General features: G+C 34.0%; 16 protein-coding genes and 1 pseudogene. 8 read left to right on the plus strand and 9 right to left on the minus strand.

What is annotated here, in order from left to right; genetic code table 11:
- The first annotated feature begins 175 nt into the window (after positions 1-175).
- From P2W65_RS04540 to P2W65_RS04565, 6 genes and pseudogenes are all read left to right on the plus strand, one after another.
- Positions 176-889: a 3'-5' exonuclease gene (locus P2W65_RS04540; protein ID WP_289663782.1), complete on the plus strand. Its 714-nt coding sequence runs from the start codon at positions 176-178 to the stop codon at positions 887-889.
- A 471-nt stretch (positions 890-1,360) separates the two neighbouring features.
- Positions 1,361-2,431 carry a winged helix DNA-binding domain-containing protein gene (locus P2W65_RS04545; protein WP_289663783.1) on the plus strand — a complete coding sequence of 357 codons (1,071 nt, stop codon included), beginning with the start codon at positions 1,361-1,363 and terminating at the stop codon, positions 2,429-2,431.
- Between the two features lie 110 nt (positions 2,432-2,541).
- Positions 2,542-3,981: a nucleoside recognition domain-containing protein gene (locus P2W65_RS04550; protein ID WP_289663784.1), complete on the plus strand. Its 1,440-nt coding sequence runs from the start codon at positions 2,542-2,544 to the stop codon at positions 3,979-3,981.
- Positions 3,982-3,995: 14 nt separating this feature from the next.
- Positions 3,996-4,112: pseudogene (locus P2W65_RS25435) on the plus strand (IS200/IS605 family transposase); the annotation flags it as partial.
- Between the two features lie 4 nt (positions 4,113-4,116).
- Positions 4,117-4,863: a hypothetical protein gene (locus tag P2W65_RS04560; RefSeq protein ID WP_289663785.1), complete on the plus strand. Its 747-nt coding sequence runs from the start codon at positions 4,117-4,119 to the stop codon at positions 4,861-4,863.
- Positions 4,864-4,936: 73 nt separating this feature from the next.
- Positions 4,937-6,541, plus strand: a complete 1,605-nt coding sequence (locus P2W65_RS04565) for a fumarate hydratase (protein WP_289663786.1) — start codon at positions 4,937-4,939, stop codon at positions 6,539-6,541.
- A gap of 118 nt (positions 6,542-6,659) precedes the next feature.
- Here P2W65_RS04565 and P2W65_RS04570 read toward each other — a convergent pair whose 3' ends face one another.
- The 3 genes from P2W65_RS04570 to P2W65_RS04580 all read right to left on the minus strand — a co-directional run bounded on the left by P2W65_RS04570 (position 6,660) and on the right by P2W65_RS04580 (position 9,601).
- Entirely contained in the window at positions 6,660-7,160 is a 501-nt protein-coding gene (locus P2W65_RS04570) for a PAS domain-containing protein (RefSeq protein ID WP_289663787.1), read from the minus strand.
- Positions 7,161-7,262: 102 nt separating this feature from the next.
- Complete coding sequence (dinB, locus tag P2W65_RS04575) at positions 7,263-8,345, minus strand: DNA polymerase IV (protein ID WP_289663788.1); 1,083 nt, start codon at positions 8,343-8,345, stop codon at positions 7,263-7,265.
- A 158-nt stretch (positions 8,346-8,503) separates the two neighbouring features.
- Positions 8,504-9,601, minus strand: a complete 1,098-nt coding sequence (locus P2W65_RS04580) for a hypothetical protein (protein WP_289663790.1) — start codon at positions 9,599-9,601, stop codon at positions 8,504-8,506.
- A gap of 167 nt (positions 9,602-9,768) precedes the next feature.
- On the opposite strand from P2W65_RS04580, the gene P2W65_RS04585 reads away from it, so the two are divergent.
- On the plus strand, positions 9,769-10,503 hold the full coding sequence (locus P2W65_RS04585) for a metallophosphoesterase family protein (RefSeq protein ID WP_289663791.1): 735 nt from the start codon (positions 9,769-9,771) through the stop codon (positions 10,501-10,503).
- 50 nt (positions 10,504-10,553) lie between these two features.
- On the plus strand, positions 10,554-11,081 hold the full coding sequence (locus P2W65_RS04590) for a DUF6646 family protein (RefSeq protein ID WP_289663792.1): 528 nt from the start codon (positions 10,554-10,556) through the stop codon (positions 11,079-11,081).
- Positions 11,082-11,322: 241 nt separating this feature from the next.
- Here the strand turns inward: P2W65_RS04590 and P2W65_RS04595 are convergent, their stop codons facing one another.
- From P2W65_RS04595 to P2W65_RS04620, 6 genes are all read right to left on the minus strand, one after another.
- A complete protein-coding gene (locus P2W65_RS04595; protein WP_289663794.1) occupies positions 11,323-11,976 on the minus strand; it encodes a CoA transferase subunit B in 654 nt (217 codons plus the stop codon).
- A 62-nt stretch (positions 11,977-12,038) separates the two neighbouring features.
- Positions 12,039-12,929 carry a class A beta-lactamase, subclass A2 gene (bla, locus tag P2W65_RS04600; RefSeq protein ID WP_289663796.1) on the minus strand — a complete coding sequence of 297 codons (891 nt, stop codon included), beginning with the start codon at positions 12,927-12,929 and terminating at the stop codon, positions 12,039-12,041.
- A gap of 91 nt (positions 12,930-13,020) precedes the next feature.
- A complete protein-coding gene (locus tag P2W65_RS04605; protein WP_289663797.1) occupies positions 13,021-13,722 on the minus strand; it encodes a CoA transferase subunit A in 702 nt (233 codons plus the stop codon).
- A gap of 166 nt (positions 13,723-13,888) precedes the next feature.
- Complete coding sequence (locus tag P2W65_RS04610) at positions 13,889-16,195, minus strand: penicillin-binding protein 1A (protein ID WP_289663798.1); 2,307 nt, start codon at positions 16,193-16,195, stop codon at positions 13,889-13,891.
- Positions 16,196-16,204: 9 nt separating this feature from the next.
- Positions 16,205-16,684: a gliding motility lipoprotein GldH gene (locus P2W65_RS04615; protein ID WP_289663799.1), complete on the minus strand. Its 480-nt coding sequence runs from the start codon at positions 16,682-16,684 to the stop codon at positions 16,205-16,207.
- Positions 16,668-18,059 (minus strand): PSP1 domain-containing protein, encoded by a 1,392-nt coding sequence (locus tag P2W65_RS04620; protein ID WP_289663800.1) that lies wholly within the window; start codon positions 18,057-18,059, stop codon positions 16,668-16,670. Before P2W65_RS04620 ends, P2W65_RS04615 begins: the two co-directional genes overlap by 17 nt.
- Positions 18,060-18,252: the final 193 nt, after the last annotated feature.

Raw genomic sequence — 18,252 nt, forward strand, 5'->3', positions numbered from 1 at the left:
CGAATTTTCTTTTTAATTAATTCGTTTAACTTATATTTCAACACTTTTTACATAAGAAAATTCATTCGGTTTGTGTTTTTTAAAAATACTAAAATCAAATTTGTGTACATTTATATCAAATAAAAAAGTCAGAGTAAATTCGTGAATTCGTGGCTATAAAAACCACATCAAAACTATGATTGAAAAAATAAATCTCAACAACATTCTCTTTCTTGATATAGAAACCGTTCCAGAAGAAGAAAATTTCAATTCGCTTGACGCGGAAATGCAGACGCTTTGGGATTTGAAAACACAATACCAGCGAAAAGATGAATTCTCCCCAGAAGAATTTTACGAACGTGCCGGTATTTGGGCTGAATTTGGGAAAATCATCTGTATCTCTGTTGGATTTTTTACAATCAAGGGAGACATTCGAAACTTTAGAGTTACTTCTTTTTTCGGGGAAGAAAAGAAAATTCTAAAAGACTTTTCTAATCTGATCAACAATCATTTTAACCAGCCACAGCATTTGTTATGCGGACACAATTCAAAAGAGTTTGATATTCCGTTTATAGCCAGAAGAATGATTATTAACCAAATGCCGATTCCAGATAAACTAAATCTTTTTGGAAAGAAACCTTGGGAGATTCCTCATCTGGATACTTTAGAACTTTGGAAGTTTGGCGATTATAAACATTTTACTTCTCTAAAACTGCTTACCAAGATTCTTGGCGTACCATCGCCAAAAGGCGATATCGACGGAAGTCAGGTGGGTCATGTGTATTATGTCGAAAAAGATATTGATCGAATTATAACCTATTGCGAAAAAGATACTATCGCTGTAGCTCAGGTTTTTCTTCGCTTAAGAAGAGAAGATTTACTAATTGATGAGGAAATTATTCACGTTTAGAAATCGTTTATGAATAACAAAATTCTATTTTATTGTCTTTTTATTATAGGCTTCGTTTCACTTTTTTTACCATTTGATATAGATCATCTTATACATTGTGATTTTATATCTACCAATAAATATCCAGAACAAAAAACTACTTCATTTATAGCGATTTTAAAAAATGTATCTTTTCGATATTTTCATTTTAAAAATATTATAGAAGTAATCTTATCCATTTTAATACTATCTCCTTTTACTTTTTCAGCACTATTTTTTCATTACAAAAAATATACCTTTCTCTTGATTTTTAATATAATACCGCTAATTTTCTTGGTTACTCTAGGCATTTCACGTAAACTTGATGACTTGCAAATAGGCTATTATCTTTTAACTTTTCAACAAACCATTTTGTTCTTTTTATTGATTAGAATAAAATTTACCAATCGTCAAAAACAAATCAAATTAGTTAACGATTAATTCTATTTGAATATGATTCATTCTGAAATTTCACATCATCGTCTGGTTGCTCAAAAATTGTTTAAGACTACTTCATGTACACCGCAGGAAGTTGTTCGCCATTTTGGTGCCATGCAGGCACAAGATTATGCTATGGCAAAATGGGCGATTGGATCACGATGTGATGCTTCTGAAAAAGAAATTGAAGAAGCTGTCAATTCTGGAAAAATCATCAGAACTCATATACTCCGCCCAACCTGGCATTTTGTTGCTGCTGATGATATTTATTGGATGCTGGAACTTTCCGCGCCACAAGTAAAGCGTCTCTTTGCTACAATGGCCAAACAGCATGGTTTTGATCAAAAGAAATTTGATCAAGTCAATGCAACTATAGAAAAACTTTTATCGGGAAATAACCATTTAACACGAGAGGAAATCATGAAGGAACTTAACATTCAAAAAAAAGCTGGCGATTTATCACCCGTTATTATAATGATGAATGCCGAGTTAGACGGTTTGGTGTGCAACGGAAGAATGAAAGGCAAACAAATTACCTATGCTCTACTTGAAGAACGTGTCGAAAGGCCAAAAACGAAACTGACAAAAGAGGAAGGTGTTGCCAAACTTGCTCAGCGCTATTTTGAAAGTCACGGCCCGGCAACTTTGCTCGATTTTTCGTGGTGGTCTGGTTTTTCTCCGACAATTTGCAAGTCAGCTATTGATGCAATTGAGTTGCATTTAAACCGTATTACTATTGATAATCAGATGTTTTGGTTCGGAAAAAATTATAAAAAAGAGAATCCCTTTCGTGAAAGCATTCATTTTCTTCCTGCTTTCGATGAGATATTAATTTCGTACAAAACACGAGAAGTTTCCTTTTCAGGAAATCATCAATCCAAAACTTTTACCAATAATGGTATTTTTAAACCGATCATTTTAGAAAACGGAAAAGTAATTGGAATATGGAAAAGAACCATTAAAAAAGATCACATCAAAATTGAAACGGAGTTTTTTAATGAGACCGAAAGTTCTAAAAAACAAGTTTTGTTTGAAGGAATTAAAGCTTTTCAAAATTATATGGGAACTAAAATTGTGATTGAATAGATTGCATTTTATCTTCAATATCGTTGTTTTTCGTAAACACTTCTCGTTTGACTACTAAAATCTTTATGCTTATTATTGCTAAATAATTACATTTACAAAAAATTATAGTTATGGTATTGAGCAGATTTTGGTTAGTTATTTTTATTTCTTCGATTATTTTCATTGTAGCCAGTTTATTTACTGCCAATACATATACTATTGATTCTGTTTTAAATGGAAAAAAAGACGATCCTATTTTAGTTTCAGAAAAGTACATCGAAGAACTTCCTGCTTTTATCAAAGACAGCATTCAAAAAGCGCCAGACCAAACCATGATCGTTAATCGTGATACGCTAAATGCCGACACGACTTACGTTTATAAAAATAAAACCGTAAAAATTTTCAGTGGCTTTCAAAAATCTGATGGTTTACTGCCAACTTGTAAAAGTACTTTAGTCGATTTGATTTTACCGCTTATTGCCTATTTGGCCTTTTTCTGCGGATTAATGGAACTTTTAATTATTTCTGGAGCATCTGGAAATCTGGCAAAGGCTTTAAGTCCGGTTTTCGTAAAAGTTTTTCCAAGTATTCCTAAAAATCACCCTTCGATATCGTACATGACTTTAAACTTTGCTGCTAATTTCTTGGGATTAGATTCGGCTGCGACTCCATTTGGACTTAAGGCCATGGAAAGTTTACAGGAAATAAATCCAGATAAAGACAAAGCCAGTGATGCACAGATTATGTTTATGTGTCTTCATGCTTCGGGATTAACCTTAATTGCTACTTCAATTATCGGTTATCGCGCTGCTGCAAATGCCAGTAATCCAGCCGATGTAATGCTTCCATGTATTATCACTTCATTCATTGGTACAATCGCTGCGTTCTTAATTGTGGGTATCAAACAGAAAATCAACTTTAAAAGTGCTTCACTTCTTATTGGGTTAATGGGTTTAATTGCTGCTATTGTTGGTTTATTGATGTATGTTAATCATTTGGATTTAATTGGAAAAAACTATTTTACTTCTAATCTTTCAGGATTGATATTATTGACGATCATCGTTTTCACGTTGATTTTTTCTTTCAGACATGAACAAAAGTTCAAAGATGCCAATACAACCGTTTTTGACACTTTTGTAGTCGGAGCAAACAATGGAGTAAAAACAGGAGTTACGATTTTCCCTTATGTTTTAGGGATGTTAGTTGCAATTTCCTTATTCAGAAACAGCGGTTTATTTGAAATTATCAGCGACGGAATCGGATTTGTATTTTCAAATATGGGTGTAAGTAAAGAAATTACTAATGCGTTGCCTGTTGCGATGCTTCGTCCGTTTAGTTCTGCAGGCTCTCGCGGATTCTTAATTGATTCGATGAATACCTTTGGTGCCGATTCTTTAACGGCTAGATTGAGCAGTATTTTTCAATGCAGCGCCGAAAGTACATTTTACGTAATTGCAGTTTATTTTGGGTCTGTAAACATAAAAAACACACGTTACGCTTTGGGTACAATGCTTTTGGTTGATTTGATTTGCGTGATTACGGCTATTTTTGTGGCGACTTGGTTTTTTTAATTTGAACCAATCTCATTCAAAATCAAAAAGAGCATCACAAAAAACAAAGCTTTAATGAGGAATATTTAAATTTTCTGAATAAATTTAGCATCCAATACGATGAAAAATTTATTTTTGAAAATCTAAAATAATACCATGAAAACCCCAATTTTCTTTTCCTTACTACTTTTAATCGGATGTCAAAACAAACCTACTAATCCAGAAGCCGTTACAGAATTGCCCGTGCCGCAAGAAATTGCTATGATCACAAACGATGATACTGCTGATGAACGTGCTCTTCGAACGGATACTATTTATCTTTCTGAAGATAAAAATAGTTCAATTACACATGTTTTAGCAAATCTTGTAGATCTAAAGGCCGATCAGGACAGCATAATGACTTCAAAGTTCAGATTGGATTTTTATCAGAATAAAAACAAATTGATTTCTTCTAAAGTTGTCATTAAAAATTACGAGAAAGGATCAGAATGGGGAGGCTCTATTGGTTTAACCAATACTTCTCATAAAAATTCTCCTTTCATACAGCTAGGTTTTGGATATCCTGCTTGTGGTTATGTACATGAAAACTATTTGTATTACTTCAAAAACAATTCTTTACAGCTTGTTCATCAATGGAATACCATGTCAGACAGCGGTTGGGGAAATTGGCTGGAAATTGTAAATCCTTCTAATGATTCTGATCCAAAATCTTTTTATTGCAAAACTGTTGCATTTGTGCCGGCAGATGAAGATGACAACATGGACATGGGAGTTCTTACACACTCAGATTCAATTAGTTTTGAATTAAACGGAAACCAATGGAGCAAGAAATTATTATCAGCAAAAGACAAAGCATACTTTCAAAAAAAGATGACTTTTGATCAATTCAACAGTACCGAATAAAACTGTCTAGAAGGCCTTATTCAAATTCTTTCTTAGGTAAATAATTTCTAAATTTGTAAAAAAAAACAAAGCAATGATTGATTTTATATACCAAGATCCTTATCCGATCTTAAAGGACGATACGCAGTATCGCAAAATCACCTCAGATTTTGTGAAAGTGGAGCAATTTGGAGAACGTGAAGTTTTAACTGTTGATCCAAAAGGTTTAGAATTATTAGCTGAAGAAGCTTTAACTGATGTTTCGTTTATGTTGCGAACGACACATTTGCAAAAACTAAGAAAAATTCTAGACGATCCAGAAGCTACAGACAACGATCGTTTTGTTGCTTACAATTTACTTCAAAATGCTTCAGTAGCAGCCGAAGGTCAGTTACCGAGTTGTCAGGATACAGGAACAGCTATTGTAATGGCTAAAAAAGGAGAAAGCATCTTTACTGGTGTTGATGATGCTGAATGGTTGAGCCGAGGAATTTTTAATACATACCAAAAAAGAAACTTACGTTATTCGCAGATTGTTCCGATTTCGATGTTTGAAGAAAAGAATTCAGGTTCAAATCTTCCAGCTCAAATCGACATTTATGCTAAAAAAGGAACTTCTTATGACTTTTTGTTTATGGCAAAAGGCGGAGGATCTGCTAACAAAACATACTTATACCAACAAACAAAATCTTTGTTGAATGAAAAATCATTAGATGAATTCATTCGCACCAAAATTAAAGATTTAGGAACTTCTGCTTGTCCTCCATACCACTTAGCTTTAGTAATAGGTGGAACTTCTGCTGAAGCGAACTTAAGTGCTGTTAAAAAAGCTTCTGCAGGATATTATGATCATCTTCCAACTACTGGAAACATGGCTGGTCAGGCTTTTCGTGATCACGAATGGGAAGAACGTGTTCAGAAAATCTGTCAGGAAAGTGCTATCGGAGCACAGTTTGGTGGAAAATACTTCACACATGACGTTCGTGTAATTCGTTTACCACGTCACGCGGCTTCTTGTCCAGTTGGATTAGGCGTTTCTTGTTCTGCGGATAGAAATATCAAAGGAAAAATTACTAAAGAAGGAATCTTTGTTGAGCAGTTGGAAGTAAATCCAAAACAGTTTTTACCAGAAACAGCGCCGCATTTAGAAGCTCCTGTAGAAATTGATTTAGATCAGCCAATGGCAGATATTTTAGCTAAATTATCTCAATATCCAGTTAAAACACGTTTAAAATTAAACGGAACTGTAATTGTTGCCCGAGATATTGCTCACGCCAAAATCAAAGAATTATTAGACGCTGGAAAACCAATGCCTGATTATTTCAAAAATCACCCCGTTTATTATGCTGGTCCTGCTAAAACACCAGACGGAATGGCTTCTGGAAGTTTTGGCCCAACTACTGCCGGCCGTATGGATGTTTATGTAGATGAATTCCAGAAAAATGGTGGAAGTATGATTATGCTTGCAAAAGGAAATCGTACCAAACAAGTTACGGATGCCTGCAACAAATACGGCGGATTCTATTTAGGTTCTATTGGAGGTCCTGCAGCTATTTTGGCTCAAGACAACATTCTTAAAGTGGAAGTAGTTGATTTTGAAGAATTAGGAATGGAAGCCGTTCGTAAAATTACTGTGAAAGATTTCCCTGCGTTTATTATTACAGATGATAAAGGAAATGATTTCTTTGCTAATTTATAATTTTTTGCCACAAAGGCACTAAGACACAAAGTTTTTTATAAAAGTTAAACCGCTCATAGAGCGGTTTCTTTATTTCTATATTAAATAAAACTTAGCGTCTTAGAGCCTTTGTGGCAAATCAAGCACTTAAATCCTGCTTTTCAAAAGCTATAAAATGGGAAACTTCTCCTTTTAGGTTATAAACTGGCGAAGCATCAATTTTACATTTATATGTTTTCCCATTTTTTCTGTAGTTATCCAGTGTTTTTTTAAATGGAATTTTCTTCGCCAAAGCTTCTCTGATTTCTTTCAAAGTCTTTTTTGAAGTAGTAGGTCCTTGAAACATCTTTGGTGTTTTGCCTAAAATTTCTTCTGCTTTGTAACCCGTCATTTTTTTGATACCACTCGAAACGAAAACAATTTTCAAATCTAAATCAGTTACCACAACAACTTCTTCTTTGATTCTTTCTTTGATATTCAGCTTTTTTTCATCCCAGGTAAATTGAGTAGAAATCTGATCCACCTTTTCCAAATCAGCAGTTAAATCTTTTAATTCTTTTACATATTCATAATGAAAATCCCAAGAAAGAATCGGAACAGTATTTCGTTGCAATAAATCGTCAGAGTTTGTATCTTTCATATAAACCTAGTTTAGATCATCAACAAATGTTTTCTTTCAAAGGTAAATTAAAAACCCCATTACCCCCTAACTATTACTGTGATATATGTGTTAAAAATAGTACTAAAACATAAATTTTAGTTGCACAACTACAGCCTTTTTTTCTTCCGTATTTAAATTACTTAAAGAAATTCCGAGCAAACGAACCGAATCTTTCATTTTTTCCTGATATAACAATTCTTCCACGTTTTCCATAATCAAGCTTTTATCCGAAATAAAATACGGCAGGGTTTTACTTCTGGTTTGTTGTGAAAAATCGCTGTACTTAATCTTCAAAGTAATTGTTTTACCTGAAATATTGTGTCTTTTGAGCCGTTTTTCCAATGAAACTGCAATTCTTTCCAACTGTTCCATCATAAAAATCTCTGAAGAAAGATTAACATCAAAAGTATGTTCTGCTGCTACAGATTTGGTAATTCGAGACGATTTTACTTCACTATTATGAATGCCACGAACGACATTGTAATAAAAAACTCCCGATTTCCCGAAGTGTTTTTCCAGAAATTCTAATGATTTACTTTTCAAATCAGTTCCCGTAAAAATTCCAAGCTGATACATTTTTTCGGTTGTCACTTTTCCTACTCCATAAAATTTACGAATAGGCAGCTCTTCCAAAAAAGCTTCGATTTCATCTGGATTTACTGTTTTTTGTCCGTTTGGTTTATTATAATCGCTGGCAATCTTGGCAACAAATTTATTAATTGAAATACCCGCAGAAGCTGTCAAACCAACTTCACTGAGAATTCTTGATCTAATTTCTTGAGCTAGAAGACTTGCGCTTGGATTTCCTTTTTTATTTTGGGTAACATCCAAATACGCTTCATCAAGCGAAAGAGGTTCAACCAGATCAGTATATTCATGGAAGATTTTATGAATTTTAGATGAAATCTCTTTATAACGGTCAAATCTTGGGCGGACAAAGATGATATCTGGACAGTATTTTTTAGCCAAAACCCCGCTGATCGCACTTCTAACACCAAATTTTCTAGCTTCATAACTTGCTGCCGAAACCACTCCTCTATTTTCTGAACCACCAACAGCAACCGGTTTTCCTCTTAATTCCGGATTATCCATCTGCTCTACCGATGCGTAAAAAGCATCCATATCAATGTGAATGATTTTGCGATATGTTGGTGTTTCAGACATTATGCAAATTTACAGAGGAAAAGCAATAAAAAAACGCTGTAAATAGTTATAAATCATATCAATTTTTAAAGAACAGCAACTAAAGAATCTCAAAAACAGATATAAAAAAAGCTGTAATTTATATCTTACAGCTTTTTAAACTTATTCAAATTTCCTTTTTATTTAAGATTAACTCTAATTGGGAGTGCCTCGCTGGTATACGGCCCTACTCTTACAGCAACTGTACCTTCAAAAAAGGTTGCAGATTGGTCACTTACAAAGAAGAAATCATCTATTCCTGTGTTTTTTGGAATTACATAGTTAATTTCAGTACCAGCTGCATTGATATTTTTATTTGAAGTTTTACTCTCTGCATATAAAAAGATTTCTCCCGCTTTGTACTTATCAGTAAAAATAAGCGCCGTTGTTACAATGTTGTAACGGTTATTTAATGACGGAATATACTCTTCATTAATGTTATAATTAAAGTTAAGTCCTTTCAGAATCAATGTCTCTCCTCCTTGAAAAATGTTTTTATTAATAGAACTAAGCTTTGGTAATTTTTCTGCTTGAACCACAATATCTTTTTCAAAATAATTATTTATCAAATTATTATATCGCACAGACAAGAAATAATTTCCCTCAGGAACTCCAGTAGAAATTACAAACTCGATTTTTTTTGTTTGAGCATTTACAGAAAAATCTAAATTATATTCTTTTAAAGTTTTTTTATCTTGCAGTGTAACGCTTTTAATACCAGTAGTCAATAAATTACTGGTAATAGTATTTTTGATATTTTGGAAATAAAGATAATCTGCAGTCGGTTTTTCTTGATTGTTAGCATTCAAGGTATATGACGACGGGTACGAATATTCCATTTCATTAAAAACTCCACTCTCTACTAAAAAATAATCCGTATAAAGTTGATTTGTTATAGTATTTTTAATTACTAAAGTATAAAGTCCTTCTGATTTAGGGTGTGCCTTAAAATTTATTCTTTGAACATTAATATCACCGATAGAAGTTATAGTTCTTTCTACGTTTATTGCTTCAACAGGAACAGCATTACCATCATTATCTGTAAGTTTAAAATCCCAATGACTTACATTATTATCAAAATTTAAAGCTAAAAAACTAATATCATGACTATTAACAGCTGGCAACATTACATCTTTCTCAAATTCAAGAAATGTAAATTGTTCTGATTTTTCATCTTCACTAGAACACGAAAAAAATATTACAGAAACAAGTACAAGGCAAATAAATTTTAATTTCATCTTAGTAGGTTTTGTTTTATAAATTAGCGGCAAATATAGTATTAATAAACTATTCATTAAAAGGTATTTTAATAAGATAATATTCCTAAAAATTAAAGATTATCATCTTATTATTTTTAAACAAATCATTTTCCTTATTTTTGTTCTTCTACTCGAAAAATTAAATAATGCGAACATTTGTTATAGGTGACATTCACGGCGGATTACTTGCACTTGAACAAGTGATTCAAAGAGCTAAAGTTACCACAGAAGATACACTAATTTTTTTGGGCGATTATGTAGACGGCTGGAGTCAGTCTGTGGAAGTAATCGACTATTTGATTGATTTAAAAAGCAAACAAAACTGTGTTTTTATTAGAGGAAACCATGATCAGCTGGCGTTGGACTGGCTAGAAGAAAGACACGATGATTTTGACGAAGAAATGTGGTACAAACATGGCGGAAAAGCTACTGTTGAAGGTTACGCAAAAATTTCAGCAGATAAAAAGAGAACACATATTGAATTTCTAGAAAATCTTCAAGACTATTATCTTGACGATCAAAACCGTTTGTTTGTTCATGCCGGATTTACCAATTTAAACGGCGTAAAATGGGAATATTTTTCTAAGCTTTTTTACTGGGACAGAACGCTTTGGGAAACTGCCCTTTCGTTAGATCCAAAATTAAAAGAGGATGATGTAAACTATCCGAAGAGATTTACCGTTTATAAAGAAGTTTACATTGGACATACCCCAGTAACACGAATTGGACAAACAATTCCGGTAAACAGAGCCTGTGTTTGGAATGTCGATACGGGCGCAGCATTTAGAGGTCCGCTTACGATTTTGGATATCAATACCAAGGAATACTGGCAGAGCGAGCCCTTAAACGAATTGTATTTTAACGAAAAGGGTAGGAATTAATTTATTTAAAATTTATTTTTGCTTTTCAAAATAATTAATATTTAAAATTTATGAAAAAGGTTATTACACTCTTGTTTTTAGTTTCATTCGGATTTATTAATGCGCAGCAAGCGTTTAGCGGTAAAGGCGATATTAAAGTAAACGTTGGTGCTAATTTACAAGATGGTGGTTCTGGAATTCAGGGATCTGTTGATTTTGGTTTAGGAGAAAACTTCTCTTTTGGTTTTGTTGCGAACTACATATTAGGATTTGACAATTTTAACGGTTTTTATAACGGCAGCACGAATACTTATTACAACGCAGAACCAGATTTCGGCGATCGCTTTGATGCAAAAGCAAGAATCAATGCCAACTTATCTAGTGTAATTGGTGTGCAGCAGTTAGACGTTTATCCTGGATTAAGCTTAGGTTTACATAACTTTGGCGGACATGTTGGTGGTCGTTATTTCTTTACCGAAGGATTTGGTGTTTTCACAGAAATTGGGTTTCCAATTGCAAAATATGGTTCAAACAATGATCCTTTCTATCATTTGAATAATCAAGCTACTTTTAGTTTAGGAGCTTCTTTTAATTTATAATATTTTGTTGTTTAACCGCAAGGTACGCTAAGATTTACGCAAAGCACGCAAGATTTTTTAATCTCGCAAAGACGCAAAGATGTTTTTTAAAATCTCAACAACGAAAAATAAAAAAACGCTCGTTTGAGCGTTTTTTTATTTTTTTACTTTGTGACTCTGCGTATTTGCGAGACCATAACATTACATAATACCTGTTTTGTGTGTCCTTCGTAAATCTTAGCGTACCTTGCGGTTAAAAAATCTAGATTACCATCTCAGGAATTTCTCCTTCAATAATCAAATCAGCTTCGGTTGAAGCGATGATGTGCTCGACTGAGATACCTGGCGCTCGTTCTAAGAGCTTAAAACCTTTTTCTGTTACTTCGAGAACCGCAAGCTCTGTTACGACTTTTTTAACGCATCCTACGCCCGTTAATGGCAAAGTACATCTTTTTAAGATTTTGGACTCTCCTGCTTTGTTTACATGCATCATGGCAACGATTATATTTTCAGCGGAAGCTACTAAATCCATTGCGCCTCCCATTCCTTTTACCATTTTACCTGGAATTTTCCAGTTGGCGATATCGCCATTTTCAGAAACTTCCATTGCGCCTAGAATCGTCAAATCTACTTTTTGGCTTCGGATCATTCCAAAACTAAACGCCGAATCAAAGAAACTTGCTCCCGGCAATGTTGTTATAGTTTGTTTTCCTGCATTAATAATATCGGCGTCTTCTTCTCCTTCAAACGGAAAAGGCCCCATTCCGAGAACGCCGTTTTCACTTTGAAATTCAACTGCAATATCTTCTCTAACATAATTGGCCACCAATGTTGGAATTCCAATACCCAGATTCACAAAATATCGGTCTTTAACTTCCTTTGCAATTCGTTTTGCTATATCTTCTTTTGTTAACATATCTCAAATGTGTTAATTAGTCAATTTTATAATTAGATAATTGATTTGATCATCCTAATTCTCTAATTCTTTTTTGCAAAATAATTCCAAGTTGCCTTGGTTATATCTGCGATTATTTTCTCTGTGTCTTCTCTCTTTTCTGTAATTTCTTTTAAATAAACAGAAACAATGAGATGTTTTTCACTTGGAAGTTTTACAATACCAACATCGTTCATAGCAACTCTCAAATTATGATCATTTGTACCTGAAATTCCAGTTCTATGCGCTAATTCTGTTCCTTCAGGAAGTCCTGCTTTCATCCACGTTAATCCTCTTGAAGTTTCTATCATGATTTGATACAAATACTTTGTTGTTGTTTCTTTCAGAATCTCTCCTTTATAGAATTTCTCCAGCAATTCTGTTGTTGCCAAAGGAGTTGTTGTATTTATATAAAGTTTTTCCCAAGTTTTCATCTGTTCTTCATTCACTTTAATGACAAAGTCTTTGATTCCCTGCTTATTTATAAATTTCTGAACTTCTTTAGTTCCTCCAACCAAATTAATTAAAATATCGCATCCGTTATTATCACTGTGCGAAACGGTATATCTAAGTAATTTGTCTAAAGTCAGATTTACATTTCCGTTTGGATAATCTTCCATCATCGGACTCCAAGTATTTTCATGTAAATCTTTCTTTTTTATGAAGATATCCTGAGTTAACGAAAGCTTTCCTTCATCCACTTTATTTAAAACAGCCAGTGCAATATGAAATTTAAAAACACTCATTAAAGGCATTTTCAAATTTCCATTAATGCTTAAAGTATCTTTATCTTCAATGTTTTTTATTGAAACTCCAACAGTAGCATTTTTATTCGCAATAATCTGTTTGAGTTCTTGACGAAGTTCATTTGTTTGAGCAGCACTTTTCAATGAAATAAAAGAAAGCATTAAGCAACAAAAAAGGTTTTTTATCATTTTTTAATGAATCAAAAGTTATTTTATGGTTAGATTATACTTTAAATAACACTATTTAATTACCATATTATCAAAACATATACCTATACAATTATACCTTTTTTCTAACTGTTCGCTGTTCAATTCTCTTTTCAAATTTCTCTCCCTGAAAGATACGCTGTACCATAATTCCCGGAATATGAATTTGATTTGGATCTAATGAACCTACTGGAACTAATTCTTCAACTTCAGCAATGGTAATTTTTCCTGCGCCCGCCATACAAGCATTAAAGTTTCTGGCAGTTCCTTTGAAGATTAAATTTCCTGCTTCATCACCTTTCCAAGCTTTTACAATAGCAAAATCTGCTTTGAAGGCTTCTTCCATGATATGCATTTTCCCGTTGAATTCTCGAGCTTCTTTTCCTTCGGCAACTTCAGTTCCGTAACCTGCCGGCGTAAAGAAAGCTGGAATTCCTGCCTGTGCCGCACGACAGCGTTCTGCTAAAGTTCCTTGTGGAGTCAACTCAACTTCTAATTCTCCTGAAAGCATTTGACGCTCAAATTCTGCATTTTCTCCCACATAAGAAGAAATCATTTTCTTAATCTGCTTCTTTTGCAATAATAATCCTAATCCGAAATCATCAACACCTGCATTGTTTGAAATACAAGTCAAATCAGAAATAGAGGTATTTACTAAAGCTGCAATTGTATTTTCAGGAATACCACACAATCCGAAACCGCCAAACATGATGGTCATGCCACTTTCAATTCCGTTAATAGCATCCTGAACGTTATTTACTTTTTTTGTTATCATAACAAACCGTCTTTATTACTGTATATTTTTTGATAAAAATAAGATTTTTAGATTAAATTATAACGATTTCGTAAAAATAAAACCCAAATAAAAATCCCTTTACTAACTTTCTTAAAAGAGCAGTAAAGGGATGATATTTAACTAGTTGATTATTATTGCAACGTTGTTACAATGCAAATTCATCTGTATTTTGTTCTGTGTCTGTAGTATCTTTTACAATCACTGGTCTTTGATAACAGTCAACTTTTATGGATAGGTTTGCTGGGCGCTCAAATTCTGCTTTAGAAATCTGAAGATCTTTATCAGCGTAGCACTTTTTCATATAATACCCCCAAACTGGTAACGCCGCAGTTGCTCCCTGTCCGTATGTCAAACTTTTGAAACGAGCTGAACGATCTTCACATCCAACCCAAACTCCTGTAACTAGATTAGGAACCATTCCCATGAACCAACCATCAGATTGATTTTGCGTTGTACCTGTTTTACCCGCAATAGGATTTGTAAACATGTATGGATAACCTGTCCAACGATTATCTCCGCTTCCGCCGCCCTGAGTACGTAAACGCACACCAGAACCACTTTCTGTTACTCCTTGAAGCAACTTGATTACAGCAAAGGCAATATCTTTATTTAAAACATCATGAGACTCTGGAATAGGCTCATAAATAACCTCACCGCTTTTGTTCTCAATTCGGCTTAAAAACTGTGGTTTTACGTAAACTCCTTGGTTTGCGAATGTACTATACGCCGCAACCATATCTTCAACTGTAATATCAACCGCTCCTAAGGCAATTGAAGGCTGTACAGGGATTTCTGTTTTTACTCCCAATTTTTTAGTCAGTTCAACAACCGCTTCTGGGCTTGTTCTGTCAATTAATTTAGCAGAAACTGTATTAATAGAAGCCGCTAGAGCCTGTTTTAAAGTAACCATTCCTCTGTATCTGTAATCAGAGTTTCTTGGTTCCCAATCAGCTGTAACATGATGACGTCCTTTATGAATCATAAATGGCCCATCTAAAATAGAATCACAAGGAGACATATTCAATTCTTCAATAGCGGTTGCATAAACAAAAGGTTTAAACGTAGAACCTACTTGCCTAGCTCCTTGTCCAACGTGATCGTATTGGAAATATTTATAGTTAATACCACCTACCCAGGCTTTAATTGCTCCAGTCTGAGGTTCCATTGACATCAAACCAGATTGCAAAAAGTGCTTGTAATAACGAATAGAATCCAGCGGAGTCATAGTCGTGTCTCTTTCTCCTTTCCAAGTAAAAACGCGCATTTTTGTTTTTATTTTAAAAGAAGCAATAATATCATCTTCACTTTTATCCATTTCTTTCATCTGAGCCCAACGAACTGAGTTTTTCATTGCCTGCATCATGATTCGGTCTGTTTCTGCCTGTGTGATGTTTACGAAAGGAGCATTTTTATTGGTTTTCTGTTCAATAAAAAACTGTTGTTGCAGGTTTTTCATGTGTGCTGCAACAGCTTCTTCTGCGTAAGACTGCATTCTAGAATCTATTGTAGTGTAGATTTTAAGTCCATCTTTGTAAATATCATAATCAGATCCATCAGGTTTTTTGTTTTCTGCCACCCATTTCTTCATGTAATCACGAAGATATTCTCTAAAATAAGTAGCGATACCTTCACGGTGGCTTTCTAACTTAAATTTTAAAGTAATTGGAAGTGCTTGATATTTTTCTTTTTCTGATTCTGAAATCATTTTGGCCTTTGCCATCTGAGATAAAACGACATTACGACGGTTTTTAACTCCCTGCGGATTGCGAACTGGATTGTATAAACCAGAATTCTTGAACATTCCAACCAAAATAGCCGATTCGTCAACAGTTAAATCTTTTGGCTCTTTAGAAAAATAAGTCTGTGCTGCCGAACTTACTCCAACAGAGTAATTTCCAAAATCGTAAACATTACAGTACATCGCCAGAATTTCATTTTTGGTATATTGTCTTTCCAGACGAATGGCTATAATCCATTCTTTTATTTTCTGTACAATCCTGAAAGGCAAAAACTTAGACCCTTCACCATGAAACAATTGTTTAGCTAACTGTTGTGTTAGCGTACTTGCTCCTCCGTTTGTTCCTAAACTAAAGACAGCTCTTAAAGTTCCTCGCCCGTCAATTCCTGAATGTTCATAAAAACGTGCATCTTCAGTAGCTACAAGTGCTTCTACAAGATTTTTAGGCAAATCAGAATATTTAAGCTGCGATCTATTTGTTTTGAAGTATTTACCCAACACTACTCCGTCAGAAGAAATAATTTCTGTCGCAAGGTTTGAATCTGGATTTTCTAAATCTTCAAAAGAAGGCATTGATCCAAATAACCCCCAAGAGGCAAATAAAAAGAAAGCTAAAAGGCCTAACATTGAGTAGGCAAAAACTCTCCAGAATTTCTTTTTATAATAATTAATATCCTTAACGCTTTTGGATTGATTGTTTTTTTTAGTAGCCATACCTATTTTCTAATCTTTTTGTTCTATTCTAAAACCAACGTCTGTAATTCCTTCTAAAGCTTCAACACCAGCAATTTTGCCTGATTTTCTAACGGCTTGTTTGATGTGAACTTGATATTTTCCTCTAAATTTTACGTCTTCTTTGTAATAAAGTTTACTCTCTTTTATGTCTGAAAATCCATTTCCTAATAATGTTCCGTCTGGTTCAGCCATTTGGTATTCTAAGGTATCCACTTTTGTAAATCCGCTTGGCGCTTCGATCGCAACAATCAAAAATAAATTATTAAACGGATAATTGTTGTTATCTCGTATGTTTACAAACAAATTATATTTTTTTGTAGAATCTAAAACTGGCAGATTAAAGGTTACAACACTGTCTTTGTGCCAAGCACTTCCAACAGATTTATACTCATCAAATACCCTCTTTTTATCACAAGAAAAAAGAAGAATAGCTGCCAAAAGAAGAATTCCGCTATTTTTTATTCTCATTTTTAGTATTCGTTATTGGTTTTCTAGGTTCAGCAGACTTGTTTTCATTTGAATTCTGCTTGTTCGAATTATTTTGTTTATTCGGATTTTGCTTGTTCTTATGATTCTGCTTGTTGGGATTATTAGGCTTATTCTGCTTGTTTGGATTCCCATTCGGATTGCTATTTCCTGCAGGTTTAGCGTTATTATTCGTGTTTTTTTCCTGCTGTGGTTTTACTGGAGCTGCAACACCAGCCGTTTCCGCATTTTGTTTGCGTTTGCGGTTTGGTTTTTTCTTTCTTTTTGGCTGGTCAAAACGAGTCAAACTCTCTTGTCCCATTGCATTATTGAAATCTTTTTCAGGTTCTGCAACTACCTCAACAGCAAAATCTTCTAAAGATGAAACTTTGTTTTTCTGCTTATTTTCTGCAATAATTTCTTTTACCTGATCAATTTTTAAAACATGCCAGTTTGCAAAATTATTGGTGTAAGCAAACCACATTAATCCTTTAAAAATATCTTGTTTTTGACAAACAGCATCTCCTTTTTCCGTAATCAGTTTAGTATCATAATCTGGAAAATCCTTCAATGCATCCATGTAAGTATCTAACTCATAGTTCAGACAGCATTTCAATTTCCCACATTGACCCGCCAATTTCTGTGGATTCAATGATAACTGCTGATAACGAGCTGCAGAAGTATTTACACTTCTAAAATCAGTCAGCCAAGTAGAACAGCAAAGTTCGCGTCCGCAAGAACCAACGCCACCTAAACGAGCTGCTTCCTGACGGAAACCAACTTGTTTCATTTCAACTCTGGTGCTGAATTCTTTAGCAAAATCTTTAATCAGCATTCTAAAATCGACACGATCGTTTGCTGTGTAGTAAAACGTTGCTTTTGATCCGTCTCCCTGAAATTCGATATCCGAAATTTTCATTTCCAATTTATGCTGAATCGCCAATTCACGTGCGCGAACTTTCATTGGTTCCTCACGATCGCGGGCTACAGACCAGATATCGATATCTTTTTGAGATGCTTTTCTGTAAATTTTTGGAACTTCATTACTATCCGGATTAACTCCTTTTTTCTTCATTTGAATTTTAACCAATTCTCCTGTCAAAGTAACAATTCCAATATCATGTCCTGGCGATGCAACAGTTGCCACAATATCGCCAATGCTTAAAGTTAATTTCTCTGAATTTCTAAAGAATTCCTTACGTCCGTTTTTAAAACGAACCTCAACACAATCAAAAATCGCCTCTCCATTAGACGGACTCATGTTCGAAAGCCAGTCAAAAACCGTCAATTTATTGCAGCTATCGGTGCCGCAAGTCCCATTATTTTTACAACCTTTTGGTGCACCACCATCTGAGGTTGAACAACTTGTACATGCCATAATTATATATGTAGTGCTGCCAGAATGCAGCTTAAGTTCATAAACGTTTGATCGGTAAAGATAGTATTTTTTTTATTTGGCTATTTATAGATTAATTCTAAAGGGTTGTTAAATAAAAAAAAGGTCTTTTTTTGTCCGAAATCATTCTTTTTTTCATTTTTAACTCAAAAAATATTCCATAAAAAAACCACTA

The organism is Flavobacterium panacagri, from assembly GCF_030378165.1.
Lineage (GTDB): Bacteria > Bacteroidota > Bacteroidia > Flavobacteriales > Flavobacteriaceae > Flavobacterium > Flavobacterium panacagri.